Source organism: Adhaeribacter pallidiroseus (genome assembly GCF_003340495.1).
GTDB lineage: Bacteria > Bacteroidota > Bacteroidia > Cytophagales > Hymenobacteraceae > Adhaeribacter > Adhaeribacter pallidiroseus.
Genome location: NZ_QASA01000001.1, coordinates 4,321,123 through 4,339,198, shown reverse-complemented (window position 1 = coordinate 4,339,198; position 18,076 = coordinate 4,321,123). Strand labels below are relative to the sequence as shown.

The following is an 18,076-nucleotide window of genomic DNA, read 5'->3' as shown; positions in this document are numbered from 1 at the left end:
AACGAAGCTTGTTTTTGTATAACTGATAAAGTTAGCCTTTTTTTTTAGGTATTTTAAACCAGTAAACCCATAGCTACTTTCTGTTAAATGCGCCCGGGTACAAATATTCGCCAGCAGACTGGTGGTTGAACCAGTTTTAAAGAAAATGTAGTACAAAATAATACAAATATTTATTGTCAAAAAAACACTTGTTTCCAATGTTGTTCTAAGAGAAATCTGCTCTTGAAGAGGCTTAAATTTAGGTGATATAGAGTTGTAATTTACCCGCCGTTGTAGTAATAGCTAAAGCAAAATCCGTAATTTGGCCCGGAGAGCCCGTTAAAATTTAAAAAATTAAAAATGATGCCGCCCAGACCTTACATCTTAAGCGAAACAAATTGGAAAACGGTAAAAGAAAACCGGTATAAAATAGCGGTTTTACCTTGGGGAGCTACCGAAGCCCACAATTACCACCTGCCTTATGCCACCGATACTATTCTGGCGGAACACGTGGCCGCCGAAGCTGCCCGGTTAGCCTGGGAACAAGAGGCGAAAGTAATGGTACTACCTGCCATGGCTTTTGGCGTAAATACCGGCCAATTAGATATTGCTTTTACTATTAACCTGAACCCAGCCACCCAAGCTTTAGTACTACGCGACATTGTAGATTCGCTTTCGGGGCAAAATATTAAAAAACTGGTGATTTTAAATGCCCACGGAGGTAATGATTTCCGGCAGATGATCCGGGAGTTACAGGGCACTTGCCCGGATATGTTTGTGTCGACGGTAAATTGGTGGCGAACGGCTAAAGACACCGACTTTTTCGAGGAACCCGGCGACCATGCCGGCGAACTTGAAACCAGTGCCGTGATGCATATTGCTCCCGATTTGGTTTTACCTTTATCGGAAGCCGGCTTGGGAAAAAGCAACAAGATAAAATTAAAAGCGCATCAGGAAGGTTGGGCTTGGACTCCCCGGGCCTGGACCAAAGCAACCAACGACACCGGTGTGGGAAACCCAGCTCGCTCTACTCCCGAGAAAGGTGAAAGATTTTTGGCAGCAACGGCCGCTAACATTGCCCGTTATTTAGTAGAACTAGCTCACGCCGATTTAAATAATTTATACGAGCAAAACCAGAGTATTTAGTATTTGCTCAGCAGTTGCAATACGCTTTTGGCGTAAGTAGCCCCAATCGGAATAAATTTATTGCTGATAGCTACATTATTGCCTTCTACGGCCGTAATGGCATCTATATTCACGATAAAGGAGCGGTGTACCCGGATAAACTTACTGGCCGGAAACCGGCTCACGGTGGCTTTTAAAGTAGCGTATACAATTGTTTTTTTGCCGTTCGATACAATGTGCACGTAATCGCCCAGCGCTTCGATGTACTGGATATCGGCAAAGTAAATTTTAATGAGTTTCTGTTCTACTTTTACAAAAGTGAAATCGGCGGGCGCACTGGTTTGCTGCCGTTGGTTTAACCGCTCGTGCGCTTTTTGAACGGCAATTAAAAAACGGGAGTACGTAATAGGTTTTACCAGATAATCAATAACATTTTGCTCAAAAGCTTCTACGGCGTATTCGCGGCTGGCACTGGTAACAATTACCAGTAAATCTTTATTCTGGATGGTAGTAAGCAAATCCAAGCCCGACATGTCCGGCATTTCTATATCTAAGAATAAGACATCCACGGACGTATCCCGTAAAATACTAGCTGCTTCAATTCCCCCGTTGGCCGTACCTACTAACTCCAGAATATCTGTATCCGCCGTAAATTTTTGAATAATTCTAGCCGAAAAAATATCGTCGTCTATAATTAGGCATTTAATTGGAGAATTAATCATCAAAGAAGCGGACATGTACGCACAAATTATTAAAGCATTGGTTATTATAAGATAGCTAATTACTTTAAAAGTACCTGTTTTTCCAAAATTGCCCTTAAATTTTTACTTAACCGGTTGATTTTATTAAACTTAAACTTTATTAACTTTTTATTTTAATACCAATTTCTAAATTTTTTACCATTCCGGTAAGTTGGTATGATAGCAATTACTCTTTAATACCATATTTTCGTAGATCAGCTGCTAAGCGGCTATTCCAAGCTTCCTGCGCGCCGTGATTAGTGCCGTGGCCTGTTTCACTGTCGTATTTTTCCTGCAGCCGGTTCATTTCGCGGTACGATTCGATAAACTTGTACTGCACTATGCTGTTATAATCTTCCAGCGTTAAACTATCCGGTTGAATTTTGCGCTTAAAACGCTCGGCTACTATTTTTACAATATCAAAATGGCGTTGTTCGTGATTTAAGCTGTACGGATCGCGGGCAATGGGTTTTACCCACGACGAACTCCGGATAACGTACACTTTTACCGTTAAATTCAGTTGAATTACGCCGTTTACTACCTCACTGCCGCCTTGGTAGGCAAAGCCCGGAAAAACCAGCGCGGCATAGCGGGTACCCCGGGGAGTAGCGGTAAAATCGTTCCAGTTCAGCGGGCGGTTAGGCGCGTAAAAAACCGTATCGTCCTCAGCATTCCGGACGTAATCGGTGAAGTTTACTTGAATACCCGTCGCCAGTTTCTCGTTTTTACCAGCTTCCTGATTCATCCAGGTATTTATATAACTGAGCCCCGCTATTAAAGCTTGCCGCAGCGTAGGTTCCACCACGGTAAGCGAACCAGTGGGCCGGCCGTAACGCGCTCCCCCGCGGTATTCTACCAAATGCACCGGTTTACCGGCGCGGCGGTATTCAAAAGCCATGGCTATTCGCACCCGCCCCTCTACGCGCCCTTTGCCATTCGTTGTTTCCAGTACCTGGCATTCTTTTAAACGAATAATGAGTGGCCGCAGCTTGGAGTTCTGGGGCCAGCTTTGTTTTATAAAATCCTGAATGGCTTGTAAACCGCCGCCTTGCAAATCAGCGGGTTGGGCGGTGGCGGTTAAAGGAGCGGTGGACGAAGTAGGTGGGGGAATTAAATACGTTACGGCTTTTTTATCGGTCCGGTCGTCAACCACTTCGGCAATATAAAACTCTTTAGGCGTAAATTTTAACGGTTCGGTGCGCAGCGTAATGGGCGTAACTTTTACCGTGGGTTGGGCCATAAGGCTGCCCGCAAGGCAAAAATTTAAAAAAAAGCAAAAACCAACGCTTTTGTAAGGCAGCCGGTTTACTCTAAAAAGATGTGGCAGCAAGTGTAAAAAGATAGTGAAAGAGATTGGATATACCATTTTTTAATTTGTGAGCGCCTAGTCTGTTTAAGACCCTGCTAAAAACGTATGACTATAACCAGCAACCTTCAAAACATTTACGCTGGTAATTCGGTTCGCTTCGGGAACCGGCCTGCATTGGAATAGCAGCGTAAATTTTTAAATTTTTTCCTTTCCTCATCCTATAAATTTTAAAATTTCGGCAATCCCAAAAGTACCCCTACCAGCAGTTGGCCCTTGGCGGAAGTGTTTCTTTAAAAAACTAAAACTAAGGTTCGCTAGTATGTCTTGTATCCGGTTATATTGCGGGCCAAGCCGGTTTAGCAGCTAACCTATCCTCTACAACTATGACAAAAACGATTTTTATTGCGTCAGCAGAGCCCTACAGCGGCAAATCCATGGTGGCGTTGGGTTTGGTAAACATGTTACTGGGCAAGGCCAAAAAGATTGGTTACTTTAAACCCATCATCAATAGCAGTCCGACGAATAAAAAAGACGTGCACATCGAAACCATCGTGCATTATTTTAATTTACCGGTGCAGTACGCCGATACGTTTGCCTTTACCGGCAGCGAAGTGATGCGCTTGATTGAAGCCAATAACCAAGGGGAAATTATTGACACCATTATTAGTAAATACAAGCAGTTCGAAGAAAATTACGATTTTACCCTGGTAGAAGGGACCGATTTTACCGGCGAGGGTACGGCTTTTGAATTTGATATTAACGTAACAGTAGCTAAAAACCTGGGTATTCCGGTGGTGCTGGTGGTATCCGGCGAAAATAAAACGACCGCCCAGGTTATAAATTCGGTATTTACCACGTTGCGGAATTTCGAAGCCCGCGAAGTACAGATTATTGCAATTATCGCTAATAAGGTGAACCCGGCCCAAACTGATGACGTGCGGGAACTATTGCACGGCCAACTACCCCGAGAATTAATTTCGGCGGTAATTCCGGAAGATAAAAGTTTAAAAAACCCGACGATGCAGGAAATTTACCAGATTTTAGGAGGTAAACTCTTGTTCGGGGAGCAGCAACTCAGCAACCAGGTCGATAATTTCGTAACCGGAGCCATGCAGGTGCCTAACTTTCTGAAACACATTAAAGATAATGTACTGATTGTAACGCCCGGCGACCGGGGCGATATTATCATTTGCGCCTTGCAGGCCAACTTATCCGTGAATTACCCGCGCATAGCCGGTATTGTACTGACCGCCGGCTCCGAACCCGAAGAACCAATTCTGCGGCTGATAGAAGGTTTACAAACAGTAGTGCCGATTATCGCGGTAAAAACCGGTACTTTCCAGACCACTACCGAAATTGGGGCCATTAAATCGCAGATAAGCCCGGATAATTTAAAAAAAATTGAGCTGGCCATTGATACTTTTGAAAAATACGTGGACGTAGCCGCCTTGGACGAGAAAATAGTTACGTTTACCGCCGAAGGTATTACGCCGCACATGTTCCAGTACCAATTGGTAAAGTGGGCTAAAAGTCAGAAAAAGCACATTGTGTTGCCCGAGGGTAACGACGACCGGATTTTGCGAGCCGCCGCCCGTTTAATTAACCAGGAAGTGGTAGATTTAACCATTTTGGGGAACACGGTCGATATTACCGCCGCGGTAAAACGCATGGGCTTACCTTTAGATATGAGCCGCGTACGCATTATTAACCCAGCGGAATCCGAATACTACGAAGAATACGTGCAAACCTTGTACGAGCTCCGGAAAAACAAAAACGTAGAGCTCGAAATGGCTTACGATCTGATGACGGATGTGTCGTATTTCGGGACGATGATGGTGTACAAAGGCCACGCCGACGGCATGGTGTCGGGCGCGGTGCACACCACCTTGCACACCATCCGGCCGGCTTTGCAGTTCGTGAAAACCAAGCCGGGTGTTTCTATCGTGTCATCAGTCTTTTTTATGTGTTTGCCCGACCGGGTTTCGGTTTTTGGCGATTGCGCCGTCAATCCCAACCCCACCGCCGAGCAACTGGCCGAGATTGCGATTTCTTCGGCCGAGAGCAGCCAGCGTTTTGGTATTGAGCCCCGCATTGCCCTATTGTCGTATTCGTCGGGTACTTCCGGCGAAGGCACCGAGGTAGAAAAAGTGCGCTTAGCCACCGAAATCGTCAAACAAAAGCGGCCCGATTTAAAAGTAGAAGGACCGATCCAATACGACGCGGCGGTAGACCCGGAAGTAGGGAAACAAAAATTACCAAACTCCGAAGTAGCCGGCCAGGCGAGTGTGTTGATCTTCCCGGATTTAAATACCGGTAACAACACTTACAAAGCCGTGCAACGCGAAACCGGTGCACTAGCCATTGGCCCTATGCTGCAAGGCCTGAACAAACCCGTAAACGATTTAAGCCGCGGCTGCACCGTCGATGATATATTCAATACCGTGGTTATTACCGCTATCCAAAGCATGGGGTAATTTGGTTGCAGGTTGCAAGTTACAAGTTGGAAGATTGAAAAGTTAGAAGGTTAGAAGGTTTTGAAGTTGGAAATTTGAAGGATGACCAGTTGAAAGGTTGAAGAATTTAAAGTTTTTAAATTTTTGTTGGCAGATTGCTGGCGCGAGCGTCTTCGCTCGTGTTTACTATTTGGTAGGCCTCTGGCCGGGCGAACCGAAGAACCTGAGCTACGAGGAAGTAAAATTATAATTCTATTAATTAAAGATTTGATAATAAACCTAGTAAGCCAAAGGAGTTCGCCTATAAATAAGCTCGCTTATAAAAACGTATCACATCATACGGAATACTTATTACTTAAAACTACATGAATATATTTGTTGTAAATGCTGGCAGTAGTTCTATTAAATACCAGCTGTTCCGGATGCCTTCCGAGAAGCCGATTTGTAGCGGGTTGGTAGAAAGAATTGGTTTAGAAGATGCCGTTATTACGCACCAAATATTTACCGGTGCCGAGGAAAAAACGATTCGCCGCAACTTAGACTTGCCCGATCATGCCGCTGGTTTACAGGAAGTAGGTCAGTTGCTGGCCGATCCAGAATCCGGGGTTATTCAGGATCCGGCTGAAATTGATGTGGTAGGGCACCGGGTGGTACACGGCGGCGAAAGCTTTGCGGCGACCGTTATTATTACCCCAGAGGTAAAAGCCGAAATTAAAAAATTGTTTCCGCTAGCCCCTTTGCACAACCCCTCGAACTACCTGGGCATTGAAGTAGCCGAGAAAACGTTTAGAAGATCCTGGCAGGTAGCCGTTTTCGATACTGCTTTTCACCAAACTTTGCCCGAATACGCTTTTCGCTACGCCCTGCCCGAAGCTTTTTACACCGATTTAGGCATCCGGACTTACGGGTTTCATGGCACCAGTCATAAGTACGTAGCCGAGCAGGCCACCCAATTTTTAAAAAATCCGGAAGCCAGGTTGGTTACCATTCACCTGGGCAATGGTTGCAGCATGGCCGCGGTGAAAGCTAATCGATCACTGGATACCAGCATGGGTTTTGGGCCTTTAAGCGGTTTAGTAATGGGTACCCGATCCGGTGATATTGATCCATCGGTCGTTTTTCATTTGATAAATCAGTTGGGCTACGACCCGGAACAGGTAAATACTTTACTCAACAAACGTAGCGGCATGTTGGGTTTAACCGGCTACAGCGACATGCGCGATATTACCAAAGCTATTCAGGAAGGCAATGCTGCCGCTGATTTGGCGTATGATTTGTACGCGTACCGCATTAAAAAATACCTAGGCGCTTATGCGGCCGTGTTAAACGGTTTAGATGCCGTAGTATTTACCGCCGGCGTAGGAGAGAACGACCCCGAAGTACGCGCCCGCGTGTGCCGCAACCTAGATTACCTGAGCATACACCTGGACGAAGAAAAAAATAAAATCCGCAGCAAAGAACCACGCGAAATCAATCAACCAGACTCTCGGGTAAAAGTACTCGTAATCCCGACCAACGAGGAATTGGAAATCGCGAAGCAATGCTATGAGTTATTGCTGCAAACTACTGAAAGTAGCAGTTAAAGGTTGATGATGAGCTGAAACTACTAATGATTATCTGATCCACAAATTTACCAATATACTGTCATCCAGGAGGGACCTATTTGGCTACGTAGCTAAATAGGTCCCTCCTGGATGACAGAGAATTTAAAAAATATAGAATCTAGGTGATGGATGTTTAAAGTTAGCGAATTACTCGCAGCACTTTGGGTATGACTAAATTTAGATTGGCTTTTAGTTAAATTCCTTCCTAAGCCAATCAGAGATTGGCCATCCGAAAATGGGTAGAGACCGCTACCGCGAACTCTACCCATAACTATGCCCATTCTTTACAAAGTGAATCAGGAAAGCAGTAGCTAAGCGCAAAGACACCAGTTTGGCTCAGGAGGGCCTTCTAAGGTTCTGGTTCTGCGCAGCAGCATTCCGCAGACGGAGTCGAGGAAAGAGAGCTTAGACCGCCCGAAAGAGCCAAACGAGGCCCGCCGGCCACGAGGCAAACCTTGAACTCAGCAAGTTAGATTGCACCCATGCATGGAGTATTGAAAAGGCTCCAAAGATAAACAAAGCAGATTCGCCAATCAGAAGACTGGCTCTTGTCCAAAAGTTACCAATGCCGCTATGCTAAACGTTGACGCCAGTTGAATTAAGCCCAAAACCAGCTCCAAACACAACAGGCAATTTTTCCAGTTACTGAGCCGTAAATCCAACAAAATTTTAAAAAACAACCCTACTGCGCCATTTGCGCAATCTTCTCCAACGGAATAGTATTGGCCATCCGCAGCACCTCGGCTTCCTGGGTTTCGGTTACTTTAAAAGTAACTAAAGTATTTTGCAAAGGAACTTGCAAGTCGTAATCTAACTTTTTCGTATCCGTATTTTCAGTTTTAGTTAGTACCGCTTTGTAACCCTGCACTTTTATTACTTTCTGGTTACCATCGCCGCCCCGACCGATAAAGGGTAGCGACAACAGCGCATTTAAAGACGTAATTAAGGGCGAGTTATTAATAATATCTACAGTGGCGGTTTTGGCACCGCTACCGTAAGTGCGTTGCACATAAAGACCCAAACCGCCGTTGGTGCCGGTACCAGTAGTGTTGTCGGCTTTTACATTGGCGGTTAAGGCATCCATTTTGGTGGGCAGTAATTTTAAAATATCTTTCCCGATGGCGGCATCCAAGGTATGCAGCATTTGTTCCATGGCAAACCGCGAATTGCTTAAGTTACCGGCCGCGTAAGAAGAACGGGCTTCGGTTAAATTTTTATTAAAATCCTGCGCCAGCGACACGTGGGCACAAGCGCATATAACAAATAAACTAAATATCTTTTTCATGATGAATAAATAGAATTAAAAAGGAATAATAAGTACTTGGACAAAATTAAGTTGATAAAAACCTAAGTTTAAGCATCTAATAATCAACTTCTTAACGATCGAACAACGAACAACTAAAAACGAACAACTACTTAGAACCAACTGCTTATTTTTCGCCTAACATTTTTTTGATGCCCGCAATGTCCACCGCGTTAGCGGCTGCCATTAGTTCGGCTTCGTTTTTAAAATTCACACCTTCGTACACCAGCATCGACGATTGCCCTAAGGGCACGGTAAGTTTGTAGCCGGTGCTTTCGTCGTACTCAATCACGGCTTTGTTGCCTTTTACTTTCGTTTGTTTCCAATCTTGCTTGCCGCCCGTAGTTTGGCTGTAACCGCCGTTGGTTAAATACAGGTTTACCGCCGAAAGCAAAACCGCATTGTTGGCGATAGTGGTGGTTAATTCTTTCTCGTTGCCATCGGTGTACTGGCGTTGAATGGTAAGACCTACCCAACCCCAGCCGGTGCTGGTAACCTGATCGGCTTCGGCATTTTTCTTTAAGCCCGCAATGGATTCTGGTAAAGATTTTAAAATTTTCTGCCCGATTTCCATTTCAACCCCCAACATGGCTTGCTGTAAGGCCGAACGGCTTTGGGCGTATTGGCCCGCTTTGTATTTGCTTTCGGCATCGGTTAAGTTTTCTTTTACGTCCGGGGGCGTAGTTACCAAACCGGCACCGCCTTTGTTCCGGGCCCGGCTCCCCGACGAGGTAGAAGTGCCCGTAGAAGTATTGATGGTATTTTTGTCGGTTCCTAAAGCTTTATTCACGGATTGCTCGGCCGCATTTTCAAGTTTTTGCCGCATTTTGTTGAGTAACTGACCGGAGGCCTGGTGCTGCAACAAGCACAAGCCGGTAAAAAGGACGGATACGTAAAGAATTTTCATAAGCGTGATTAATTGTTAATGGCGTGAGGCACTATTTAAGAACTATGCAAATTACTAAAATTTATGTAAATATTAATACGTATATATTCGTAATTTTAAGCGGGTAGAAAATTTTAAATTATAAATACGACGCGGATAGAAGTTGTAAGTTGTTGTAAATAAACTGTATGCATTGTTGTAACAAAGCGAGAATTTTATAAAATAGCAGTAATCTGCCGGTAGTTTAAAATATGGTATGAGAATGACTTTGTTGCAACGGGACTCTTTTCTACTAGCTCGCTTATAGCGAGCAGTAGCTAAGCTACTAGGTAGGCCAGAGGCATTCCCTGGTGGCGATAGATGTTTAAGATTTTACATTTTAGTTCTACTTCTGTTTTCTGATTTTCTATTTTCCGGGTCCTCATCTGGGCGGAGAAAGTAGTTTTGTAGCGAAACATAGCTACCTCATTTAAACTTCGGCGATGATAGCCAGCTTGGATTTTCCAGGCTTTTCGATCGTGCTCTTGCCTATATTCGACTGCCTCATTGCGCTGCCGTAGGTATTCTGGTACCGGCTTCTTCTGGGTACCTTTATGTACCACTGCATCTTTGGACGGGGGTATAATTTGCTTAATGCCCCCTGCTAGGAGCTCTCGCAACTTAAAGTCATCATAAGCGCCATCCCCTATAAAACTACTCAGCTGAGCAGTCTTGCCTTGCAGCAACTTGCCCGCGACCACCGCATCATCTTCCCCATTCGTAGTCAACGCCACAAAAACGATCTCTTGGGTATCAACAGCAATACCGATGTGCAATTTGCGCCAAGTTCTATGCTTGGAAGCCCCGTGTTTTCTTACTTTCCACTCGCCTTCCCCGTATACTTTTAAACCGGTAGAATCGAGCGCAATAGCTAGCTTTCGGTTGCGGGCTAATGCTTTACTTACTTCTACTGGCAGGCAGCTTTGTCGGCGGCAAAGAGTAGTATAATCTGGTACGGCATAATCTTTATAGCCTAACATCGCCAGCAAACTAGAAACAAAGCCGGTCGTCTGCCGCAGCGGCTGATGATACACCTGGCCTAACAACAAACAGCATTGGATTACACAATCAGCATATAAGCATTCCCCTACTACTTTCTGGCTCGGATCAATCTCGCGCCACGCTCTTAACACGGAATCTTCCAGCCATAAAGTCAAACTACCTCTTTGAACTAAACTGCTAGTATAGGCTTTCCAATTTTTAACTTTATACCTATCTTTAGCCGGGATTGTAGGCGATGGTAACATCTCTTCTTTATGGTTTCGTCACTACAAAGATAGACTGCAATCCCTTTTTTACCTATCCCATTCTCAACGTTGCAACAAAGTCTAAACTAATTAATAGTTGCCTTTTCCGGAGGAACAAAATAGAGCCCGCACCCTTGGCTGGTAACCGTTTGAAGATTGATTTTTTAAATTTTTACTATTTTTTCCAGAACCGTATCTCAGCGCCACCGCGATAAACCAGGTTGTAGGTGTACGCCGCCCAACCAGCGGTCATAAGGCTTTCATTGCCCGTAATCGGCTTCGGCGCGCAAAATTTTAAAACCTAAAGCAGTTACCGTTATTTTTTCTTGCAACTGAATTAATCCGGCCTGTTCGAGTTCTTGCAGGTAATTAATAATCTGGGCATCGCCGATCCCGAACAAACTGGTACGTTGCCAATATTCTTCCATTAGTTCAATGAGCAAAAGATTATGATCTGCTGCTGGTGCCAGTAACAATTGCTCCATTGCGTTTAAGCCATTTTGCACCGACGGAAAACGCGTGAGATGCGCTTGCAGCGCTTTAGGTAGGAGGGGAAGCCGGCTAAAATCCTCGGTTTGTAAAAAGTATACAAGTGCTTCGGGTGTTTCGGTGGCATAAGCATTCCAGCCCCTGTTTGCTAAAGCTATATCTTCTAACGAAAGTACTTGGCGAGCTGGAAACAAGGTCGCAAGTTGAAGGGCACCAGTTCTCCCAAACCCTTAAAGTTGGGTTTATCCGGATGCTCCCCAATGCACACTAAACTAAGCGGTGTGGATTCTGAATCGTGTTGCGCAAACCAATGTAAAATATACGATAAATTAACTTGGCAAAGTAAATCGTGTTCGAACCACAAGACTACCGCATCATGCTGCGGATACGTTGCCAGCAACTTTACTTCGGCGGTAACTTTTATGAAGCAGCTAACAGCGTCTTCCTGATACGTTTGAGTGAGATAATGCTGACGAGCCTGCCAGAAATCCGCGGGTAACGCATGGCCACCAATGGGGCCCTCCGAAAGAATTTCCCGCCAGACCAGTAACTTTCCGGGTATACCAGTTTGCCGGAAAATGGCCGCCGTAGCATCGCCGTTTAAGATGTGGAGCATAGAATTAAACGCATTGATTCCGGATTAGTTAATCTCATCTATCAAATTAAAAGATGGATTCTTCGGTAATATTTAAAGTTTGCTATTAATCGGAGAAAGTAAATTTACTCTACGGCTAAAGTAGCAGCGGCATTGCTCATAATACCATCTACGCCCCGGTTTACTAATTTATTAATTTCTGCGGGATCATCTACCGTCCAGACGAAAGTTTTAAAGCCGGCGTTATGCACCATTTTTACGAAGCGGCGGCTGGCAAAATAATAGTGTACATTAATAGCCGAAGCCCGGTAGTATTTATCGAACGAGCCAAAACGCAAAGATGTATCAAAGTAAACGGGTAAGAGGGGCAGTTTCCCTACCATTAATTTATGCGTAGGTACGTGGTACTCATTCTGCCAGATTTGCTGTAAGATTTCGTCGTGAAAAGATTGGAGCACGCACCATTCCCGGGCGCGGTATTGCCGGAGTAGGGCAATTACCTGGTTCGCCATACCGGGGTAAAAATCACGACCTTTCTTTAACTCAATGAGCAGTTTCTTACGGCCTTTTACCAATCGCAGTACTTCTTCGAGGGTAGGCACCTGTTCGTTTTTAAATTCCGGTTTAAACCAACTGCCCGCATCCAGTTTTTTAATGTCGGCTAAGGTATGTGCGGCAATGGCGCCTTGGCCGGTGGTAGTACGATCCAGGGTAGCATCATGCATGACAACTAACTGCGAGTCTTGGGTTTGGTGAATATCAATTTCGATGAAATCGGCCGGGGAGTCCAGCGCTTTTTGAATAGCGGCTAAGGTATTTTCGGGCGCTACGCCGGAAGCTCCGCGATGGGCGGTGAGCATTACTTTCCGTTTCTGGTGCACCAACCGGATTTTTTCCGGAGTGTCGGGAGAACAACCGGTTAAAAGCACGTTTACTGCCAAGAGTAATCCCAGTAAAGCCAAATTTTTAAAAAAAAGATGTTCCCAATAGAAAAAGTTAGCTTTGCGGCGAGCAGGATAATTAAAATTTAAAAAAAAATGTTTTGGGCCTGTTTCGTTAAATGTAAAAGCCTTTTTAAGCAATGACCGGAAACAGAGAAGAGGCATGTAGGAATTGCTTGTTTTTTAAATTTCTGTGGTTAAGGTAAAAAATTTTAGCTTCTGTTCCAGTAGTATTGGGCTTAATCGGCAGAAAAAACTGTTTATTTTGGGCACAAAAAGCCTCCGTTCCAGGAGGCTTTTGCGTTGTTTATTAGTTTAGCAACAGGCTTACTTTTTCTTTTTCTGGTATTCTTTGTACAGCTTACCAAACGACTTAGGCGCAACCTGCAAGGGTTCGCGTTTGCGGCTCCAGGTGTCTTTTAAAATAAAGCGTAAGGCCATATTCTTCATCCGGGTAGGCACTAAGTCCATCATGCGCCGGTTTTTCATGGCCCGGGCCCACATCTTAAAGGTTAGCTTTTCCTGGTTGTCGGCTAAACCTTCTGCTACGCTTTGCTGGCGGTTAAGCAATAACAACTCGTGAATATTAATTTTTACCGGGCACACCGAGGTACAGGCTCCGCACAGCGAACTGGCGTAACTTAAGTGTTTGTGCTCGGCCATGCCATCGTAGTGGGGCGAAATTACCGAGCCAATCGGACCGCTGTAGGTGGTTTCGTAGGTATGCCCGCCAATGTTGCGGTACACCGGGCACACGTTTAAACAAGCGCCGCACCGAATACAATTTAAGGCTTCGCGTTTGTCCGGTAAAGCCAGCAAATCGGTGCGGCCGTTATCGAGCAAAACTACGTACATTTCTTCCGGACCGTCTTTCTCCTGGGGCTGCCGGGGACCGGTAAAGATCGTATTATAAACGGTTACATTTTGGCCGGTGCCACTCGTAGCCAGCAACGGCCAGAACAAATCCAGATCCATAATGCTCGGAATTATTTTTTCAATACCTACTACCGCAATATGCGTTTTGGGGAAAGCCGTAGATAAGCGGCCGTTGCCTTCGTTTTCGGTAACGGCAATGCCGCCAATATCGGCAATAATGTAGTTGCCCCCGGTAATGCCTACCTCGGCGGCAGTGTATTTATCGCGCATTAACCGGCGAGCCGTTAGTACTAATTCCTGCGCATCGTCGGTAGGTTGGGTTTTTAATTTTTTTACGAAAAGGTCCGATATATCTTTTTTCGACATGTGCATGGCTGGCGTTACAATGTGGTAAGGCCGCTGGTCGGCGAGTTGCACAATGTATTCGCCCAAATCGGTTTCTACGGTTTCAATGCCATTTTTCTCCAAAAACTCATTTAAGTGAATTTCTTCCGTGGTCATCGACTTGGATTTTACCACCGATTTAGCCCGTTTGCGTTTCATAATCTGCCCAATTTCGCGCAAGGCTTCTTCTTTATTTTGTGCCCAGATAACTTTGCCGCCGCGTTGCGTAAAGTTGTTCTCGAACTCAATCAGGTATTTATCCAGGTTATTGATAACATTGGTTTTAATAAAAGAAGCCCGGTCGCGCGCCAGCTCGTGGTTGTGGTATTGCTGTAAACCTTGCTTTACGGCCAGGTTATACTTGCCAATGTTGTATTTTATAATCTGCCGGTGGTTCAGGTCAAACGACTTGGTTTCTGAATCCTGCAAAAACTGTTTTATCTTCGTCAAAGTGCTTTTTTCTTTAAAAGTGAAATAGCTTAATAAAAAATAGTAATTAGTTGTTCGTTATTCGCTATACGAATAATAAGGGGCTAATAATCCAGGGTTTATTAATAAATATACCCTGGATTGATTCTGTTGAATTATTTACTATTTATTAAATACGTAAGAATAGCTAAGGTAAGCAAGCTACAAAGGATTTGCAATAATTTCTGGTGAGGTATTTCGGGGGAGAGTTGGCAGCAAATCATTGATTTTATTCCTTGTCTTTTATATGCTTTAAAAAAACAACGGTTTAGTTTACTGATAAATCGTTTTCCGGTAAGTAATTTCTAAAAATTTTTATCGAAAATGGCTCTTAGGCTATTCGCATTGGGGCTTTTACTAAGCTTTGATTTTCAGTTCAAAAATGCTGGGCCAGAGTTTACCGGTAACGTAAATAGTGCCGGCCGTTGGGTTAAAAGCAATGCCGTTTAGTTCCAAGGCAGGGGGATATTTACTTTTTACCTGATTGGTTAAGGCGGTAAGATCTAAAATGCCGGTAGCCTGGCCGGTAGCTTCGTCGATGCGAACAATACTGTTGGTGGTGTAGATGTTGGCGTAAATTACCCCTTTAATGTATTCCAGTTCGTTTAAGTTTACTAAGGGGTCGTAGTTGAATTTTACCTGTAAGGTTTTAATGGTTTTGAAAGTGGTCGGATCGAGGTACGTGAGCTGGCTGGTACCGTCGCTCATAATTAAATGGGTGCCATCGGTGGTTAGGCCCCAGCCTTCCTGGTTCGGGAAAGTGAATTCCTGTAGTTTTTTAAAAGTTTTGGCATCGTACACAAAACCTACCTTGGTAGTATAGGTTAGTTGGTATATTTTATCGTTTAATATAACCATGCCTTCCCCGAAGTATTTGCTTCTGTCCAGTTCTATTTTTTTGTCGATTTTGCCAGTTTTTAGATCAACGGTGCCAATCAGCGAGCGGGTTTGGGACATTTCGGTGGGAGAGCCGGTACTCTCATACAGCTGGCCCTGGTGCAGTAAAAAGCCTTCGGTAAACGCGCTGGTATCGTGCGGAAAGGTGTTTACCACCTCGTAATTTAAATTAACCGGACTTACTACCGGTGGCGGGGCTTGCGCTGTTGTGTCGGATTGGGTAGTTTCCTTGTTGTCGTTGTTACAAGCAGTTACTATTCCGGCACTTAGTACAATAGCAAAATAGCAGAGAAATTTATTTCTTATTTTTATCGAAAGATAGATGAAGTATTTCACAAAGAGAGAATAAAGAATTAATTAAAAGCTGCCACCCGGCGAGCAACGCGGTTAAAATTTAAAAAAAGGGTACGTACGTGTTTGAAACGCTAAACTACATTTTTAAATTATAAAAACGTACGGCATTGTTACCCATTATAGCGGCTTGTTCGGTCGGCGAAAGTTTAGCGATAAAATCGATTACAACCTGCATTACTTGGTCGTACGCACCCGCGAGCCGGCAAACGGGCCAGTCGGAGCCAATCAGGAGGCGCTCCGAACCAAAAGCTTCCAGAGCAATATCCAGGTAAGGTTTTAAATCCTGGGGTTGCCAGTTATCCCAATCGGCCTCCGTAACCAGTCCGGATAGTTTGGCGCTGACGTTTGGGTAAGCGGCTAGTTTTTTTAAATTTTCGGCCCAGGGTTGTAACGTGGCTTTTTTAATGAATGGTTTGGCCAAGTGATCCAGCACAAACTGTTGCTCCGGGAACTGCTCCACAAATTGCGCTGCTACCGGTAAATGGCGCGGAAAAATTAAAATATCGTAAGTTAAACCCAGGGGTTGCAATAAAGAAATACCCCGCAAAAAAGCGGGTTGTACTAAAAACAAATCATCGGGCTCGTCCTGCACTACGTGGCGCAAACCTTTTAACAATGGATTTTGCGCAAAGGAAGCGATTCTTTCCGGTGCGTTTTTGGCACGCAAATCTACCCAGCCTACTACGCCTTTTATAAAAGAATACGCCGCCGCTAAGTTTAATAAAAATTCGGTTTCGGCTTCGGTTTGAGCCGCTTGCACAGCTACGCAGCCGGAAAAGCCGCATTTTTTTAAATTTTCTTCCAGATCTTGGGGTAAATAATGGCGCTGCAATACGGCCATGGCGGGAGTAATCCAGGAGTGAGTAGTGGGGGAGTATTGCCAGAAATGTTGGTGCGCGTCTATTTTCATGGGTTAATTTTGGGGTTTAGATAAGGTGTTATTAAAATGCCTTTCTGGGTTCCAACTGTTTTTTATATTGATTAAGGTATTTGGCTGACCCGGTTTTTTACGCAGTTCAAACTGATCGTAAATCTCGCCGGTAACGGTTATGGCTTTAAATAGTACTTGGTCGTTATTTACCGTAATAACCTGGTACAATTGGGTGTTCTCGGCGGTGCGGTTCATCCAGGGCTCGGGGGTAAGTTCGTACATTTTAGGGCCGCTTACCGAAACCACGTACACTGTACCGGTTTGGTTATCCCGGTAGTTCACGCCAAAAGGCAAATTGGTGCCCCGGGCGTAATTATGTTCGTGGCCTTGCATTACTAAATCTACTTGGTATTTGTCAAAAATAGGTTTCCAGTGTTTTTCTAAATGGCCAATTTCGTTGCGGCCGGACGTAGAGAAAACCGGGTAATGAAAAAAAACAAAGGTCCATTGCTGCGGATTATTTTTTAAAATTTTTTCGAGCCAATCGGCCTGAGCGGGTACGTGCATCATAGAATTAAGCGATATTATCCGGACATTCTGATAATCCACGTAATAATTGGTGTCTTTTAAATCTTTTATGCCGTTGCTGGGCAAAGTAAATTGCGGTTGCCACAAACGGGTAAGCGTCGGGATACCCACCGTGCGGGTGTATTCGTGGTTGCCCGGCGTAGGTAAACTAGGGATAGTAGCATGAATAAAGCTGCCGGCGCTAAACCATTCCTGCCATTCGGCATCGGCTTCGGCGTGGTTAATTAAATCGCCGGTATGAACTATAAATTTAGCTTGCGGAGCTGCCGCATAAGCTGCCCGGATAGTACGCGACCACAAAGAAAAAAGCTCGTTTTGCGCATCGCCCAAATAAATAAAAGAAAACGGTTCTGGTTGATTATTGGCAGTTTTTACCTGGTACCACTCGCTCCAGTAAGTGCCATCGCCTACCCGGTAAGCATACTGAGTGTTGGGTTTTAAATTTTGGAAAGTAACCTGGTGGTAAAGAGCCGCGCCGCTTTCCGTTTTAATTGATTCTGTTTCGGCCAGTACTTCCTGCGCTTGCTGGGTAAACAAAGGAGAAGCATCGGCTACGGCTACTTCGGCTTTGGGCGTTTTTACCGCATTATTCGTGCGCCAGGTTACGGTAAATGAAGTGGTGGGATCGGCTACCCAACTTAAAACAATACGATCCGGGCGAGGCGAAGGAACAGCATTGACCGGTGAAGCTACCAGTGCGCCTTTCTCTTGCGACCAGGCAATACGAACCGTTATAAACAGAAATAAAAGAAAAAATTTAATAAATAGTCCGATTAAGCCCCGTTTTAATGGCATATAGTACGCGTTTAAACCTTTTTACTTAGCGTAAACTACGTAAACGGGTTGTCGGCCTGTTGGTTAGCGGGGTAATTTAATAGCTTAATCTTTTGGGCGAAAGGCTCTTGAATTTAGTGGTTAGTTGCTGGTT

General features: G+C 44.7%; 15 protein-coding genes. 3 read left to right on the top strand and 12 right to left on the bottom strand.

The annotated features are described in order from the left end of the window. The first annotated feature begins 339 nt into the window (after nt 1-339). Nucleotides 340-1,125, top strand: coding sequence for a creatininase family protein (locus AHMF7616_RS17285; protein ID WP_115374018.1), 786 nt, complete (start codon nt 340-342; stop codon nt 1,123-1,125). Here the strand turns inward: AHMF7616_RS17285 and AHMF7616_RS17280 are convergent. Together AHMF7616_RS17280 and AHMF7616_RS17275 are read right to left on the bottom strand one after the other, a co-directional pair. After that, nucleotides 1,122-1,841 carry a LytR/AlgR family response regulator transcription factor gene (locus tag AHMF7616_RS17280; protein WP_115374017.1) on the bottom strand — a complete coding sequence of 240 codons (720 nt, stop codon included), beginning with the start codon at nt 1,839-1,841 and terminating at the stop codon, nt 1,122-1,124. The genes AHMF7616_RS17285 and AHMF7616_RS17280 overlap by 4 nt on opposite strands. Nucleotides 1,842-2,031: 190 nt before the next feature. Further along, nucleotides 2,032-3,084, bottom strand: a complete 1,053-nt coding sequence (locus AHMF7616_RS17275) for a hypothetical protein (protein WP_233507623.1) — start codon at nt 3,082-3,084, stop codon at nt 2,032-2,034. 452 nt (nt 3,085-3,536) lie between these two features. On the opposite strand from AHMF7616_RS17275, the gene pta reads away from it, so the two are divergent. After that, on the top strand, nt 3,537-5,627 hold the full coding sequence (gene pta / locus AHMF7616_RS17270; RefSeq protein WP_115374016.1) for a phosphate acetyltransferase: 2,091 nt from the start codon (nt 3,537-3,539) through the stop codon (nt 5,625-5,627). Between the two features lie 344 nt (nt 5,628-5,971). After that, nucleotides 5,972-7,189 carry an acetate/propionate family kinase gene (locus AHMF7616_RS17265; protein WP_115374015.1) on the top strand — a complete coding sequence of 406 codons (1,218 nt, stop codon included), beginning with the start codon at nt 5,972-5,974 and terminating at the stop codon, nt 7,187-7,189. Between the two features lie 703 nt (nt 7,190-7,892). On the opposite strand, the gene AHMF7616_RS17260 is transcribed toward AHMF7616_RS17265, so the two are convergent. From AHMF7616_RS17260 to AHMF7616_RS17215, 10 genes are all read right to left on the bottom strand, one after another. After that, nucleotides 7,893-8,495 carry a hypothetical protein gene (locus tag AHMF7616_RS17260; RefSeq protein ID WP_115374014.1) on the bottom strand — a complete coding sequence of 201 codons (603 nt, stop codon included), beginning with the start codon at nt 8,493-8,495 and terminating at the stop codon, nt 7,893-7,895. A 145-nt stretch (nt 8,496-8,640) separates the two neighbouring features. Next, nucleotides 8,641-9,420 (bottom strand): hypothetical protein, encoded by a 780-nt coding sequence (locus tag AHMF7616_RS17255; RefSeq protein WP_147275716.1) that lies wholly within the window; start codon nt 9,418-9,420, stop codon nt 8,641-8,643. A 296-nt stretch (nt 9,421-9,716) separates the two neighbouring features. Continuing rightward, nucleotides 9,717-10,685 (bottom strand): IS5 family transposase, encoded by a 969-nt coding sequence (locus AHMF7616_RS17250; RefSeq protein ID WP_115372075.1) that lies wholly within the window; start codon nt 10,683-10,685, stop codon nt 9,717-9,719. A 260-nt stretch (nt 10,686-10,945) separates the two neighbouring features. Then, a complete protein-coding gene (locus AHMF7616_RS17245) occupies nt 10,946-11,368 on the bottom strand; it encodes a hypothetical protein (protein ID WP_115374012.1) in 423 nt (140 codons plus the stop codon). After that, the gene (locus AHMF7616_RS17240) at nt 11,338-11,790 is read right to left on the bottom strand and encodes a DUF1835 domain-containing protein (protein WP_115374011.1); all 453 of its coding nucleotides are present in this window, start codon (nt 11,788-11,790) and stop codon (nt 11,338-11,340) included. The genes AHMF7616_RS17245 and AHMF7616_RS17240 overlap by 31 nt, the downstream gene beginning before the upstream one ends. A gap of 104 nt (nt 11,791-11,894) precedes the next feature. Beyond that, nucleotides 11,895-12,731, bottom strand: coding sequence for a glycerophosphodiester phosphodiesterase (locus tag AHMF7616_RS17235; RefSeq protein WP_158546196.1), 837 nt, complete (start codon nt 12,729-12,731; stop codon nt 11,895-11,897). A gap of 306 nt (nt 12,732-13,037) precedes the next feature. Beyond that, complete coding sequence (locus tag AHMF7616_RS17230) at nt 13,038-14,420, bottom strand: LutB/LldF family L-lactate oxidation iron-sulfur protein (protein WP_115374009.1); 1,383 nt, start codon at nt 14,418-14,420, stop codon at nt 13,038-13,040. Nucleotides 14,421-14,795: 375 nt separating this feature from the next. Beyond that, entirely contained in the window at nt 14,796-15,671 is an 876-nt protein-coding gene (locus AHMF7616_RS17225; RefSeq protein WP_158546195.1) for a glutaminyl-peptide cyclotransferase, read from the bottom strand. Nucleotides 15,672-15,765: 94 nt separating this feature from the next. Next, complete coding sequence (locus AHMF7616_RS17220) at nt 15,766-16,599, bottom strand: amidohydrolase family protein (protein ID WP_115374007.1); 834 nt, start codon at nt 16,597-16,599, stop codon at nt 15,766-15,768. Nucleotides 16,600-16,602: 3 nt separating this feature from the next. Continuing rightward, the gene (locus tag AHMF7616_RS17215; RefSeq protein WP_115374006.1) at nt 16,603-17,943 is read right to left on the bottom strand and encodes a purple acid phosphatase family protein; all 1,341 of its coding nucleotides are present in this window, start codon (nt 17,941-17,943) and stop codon (nt 16,603-16,605) included. Nucleotides 17,944-18,076 lie beyond the last annotated feature (133 nt).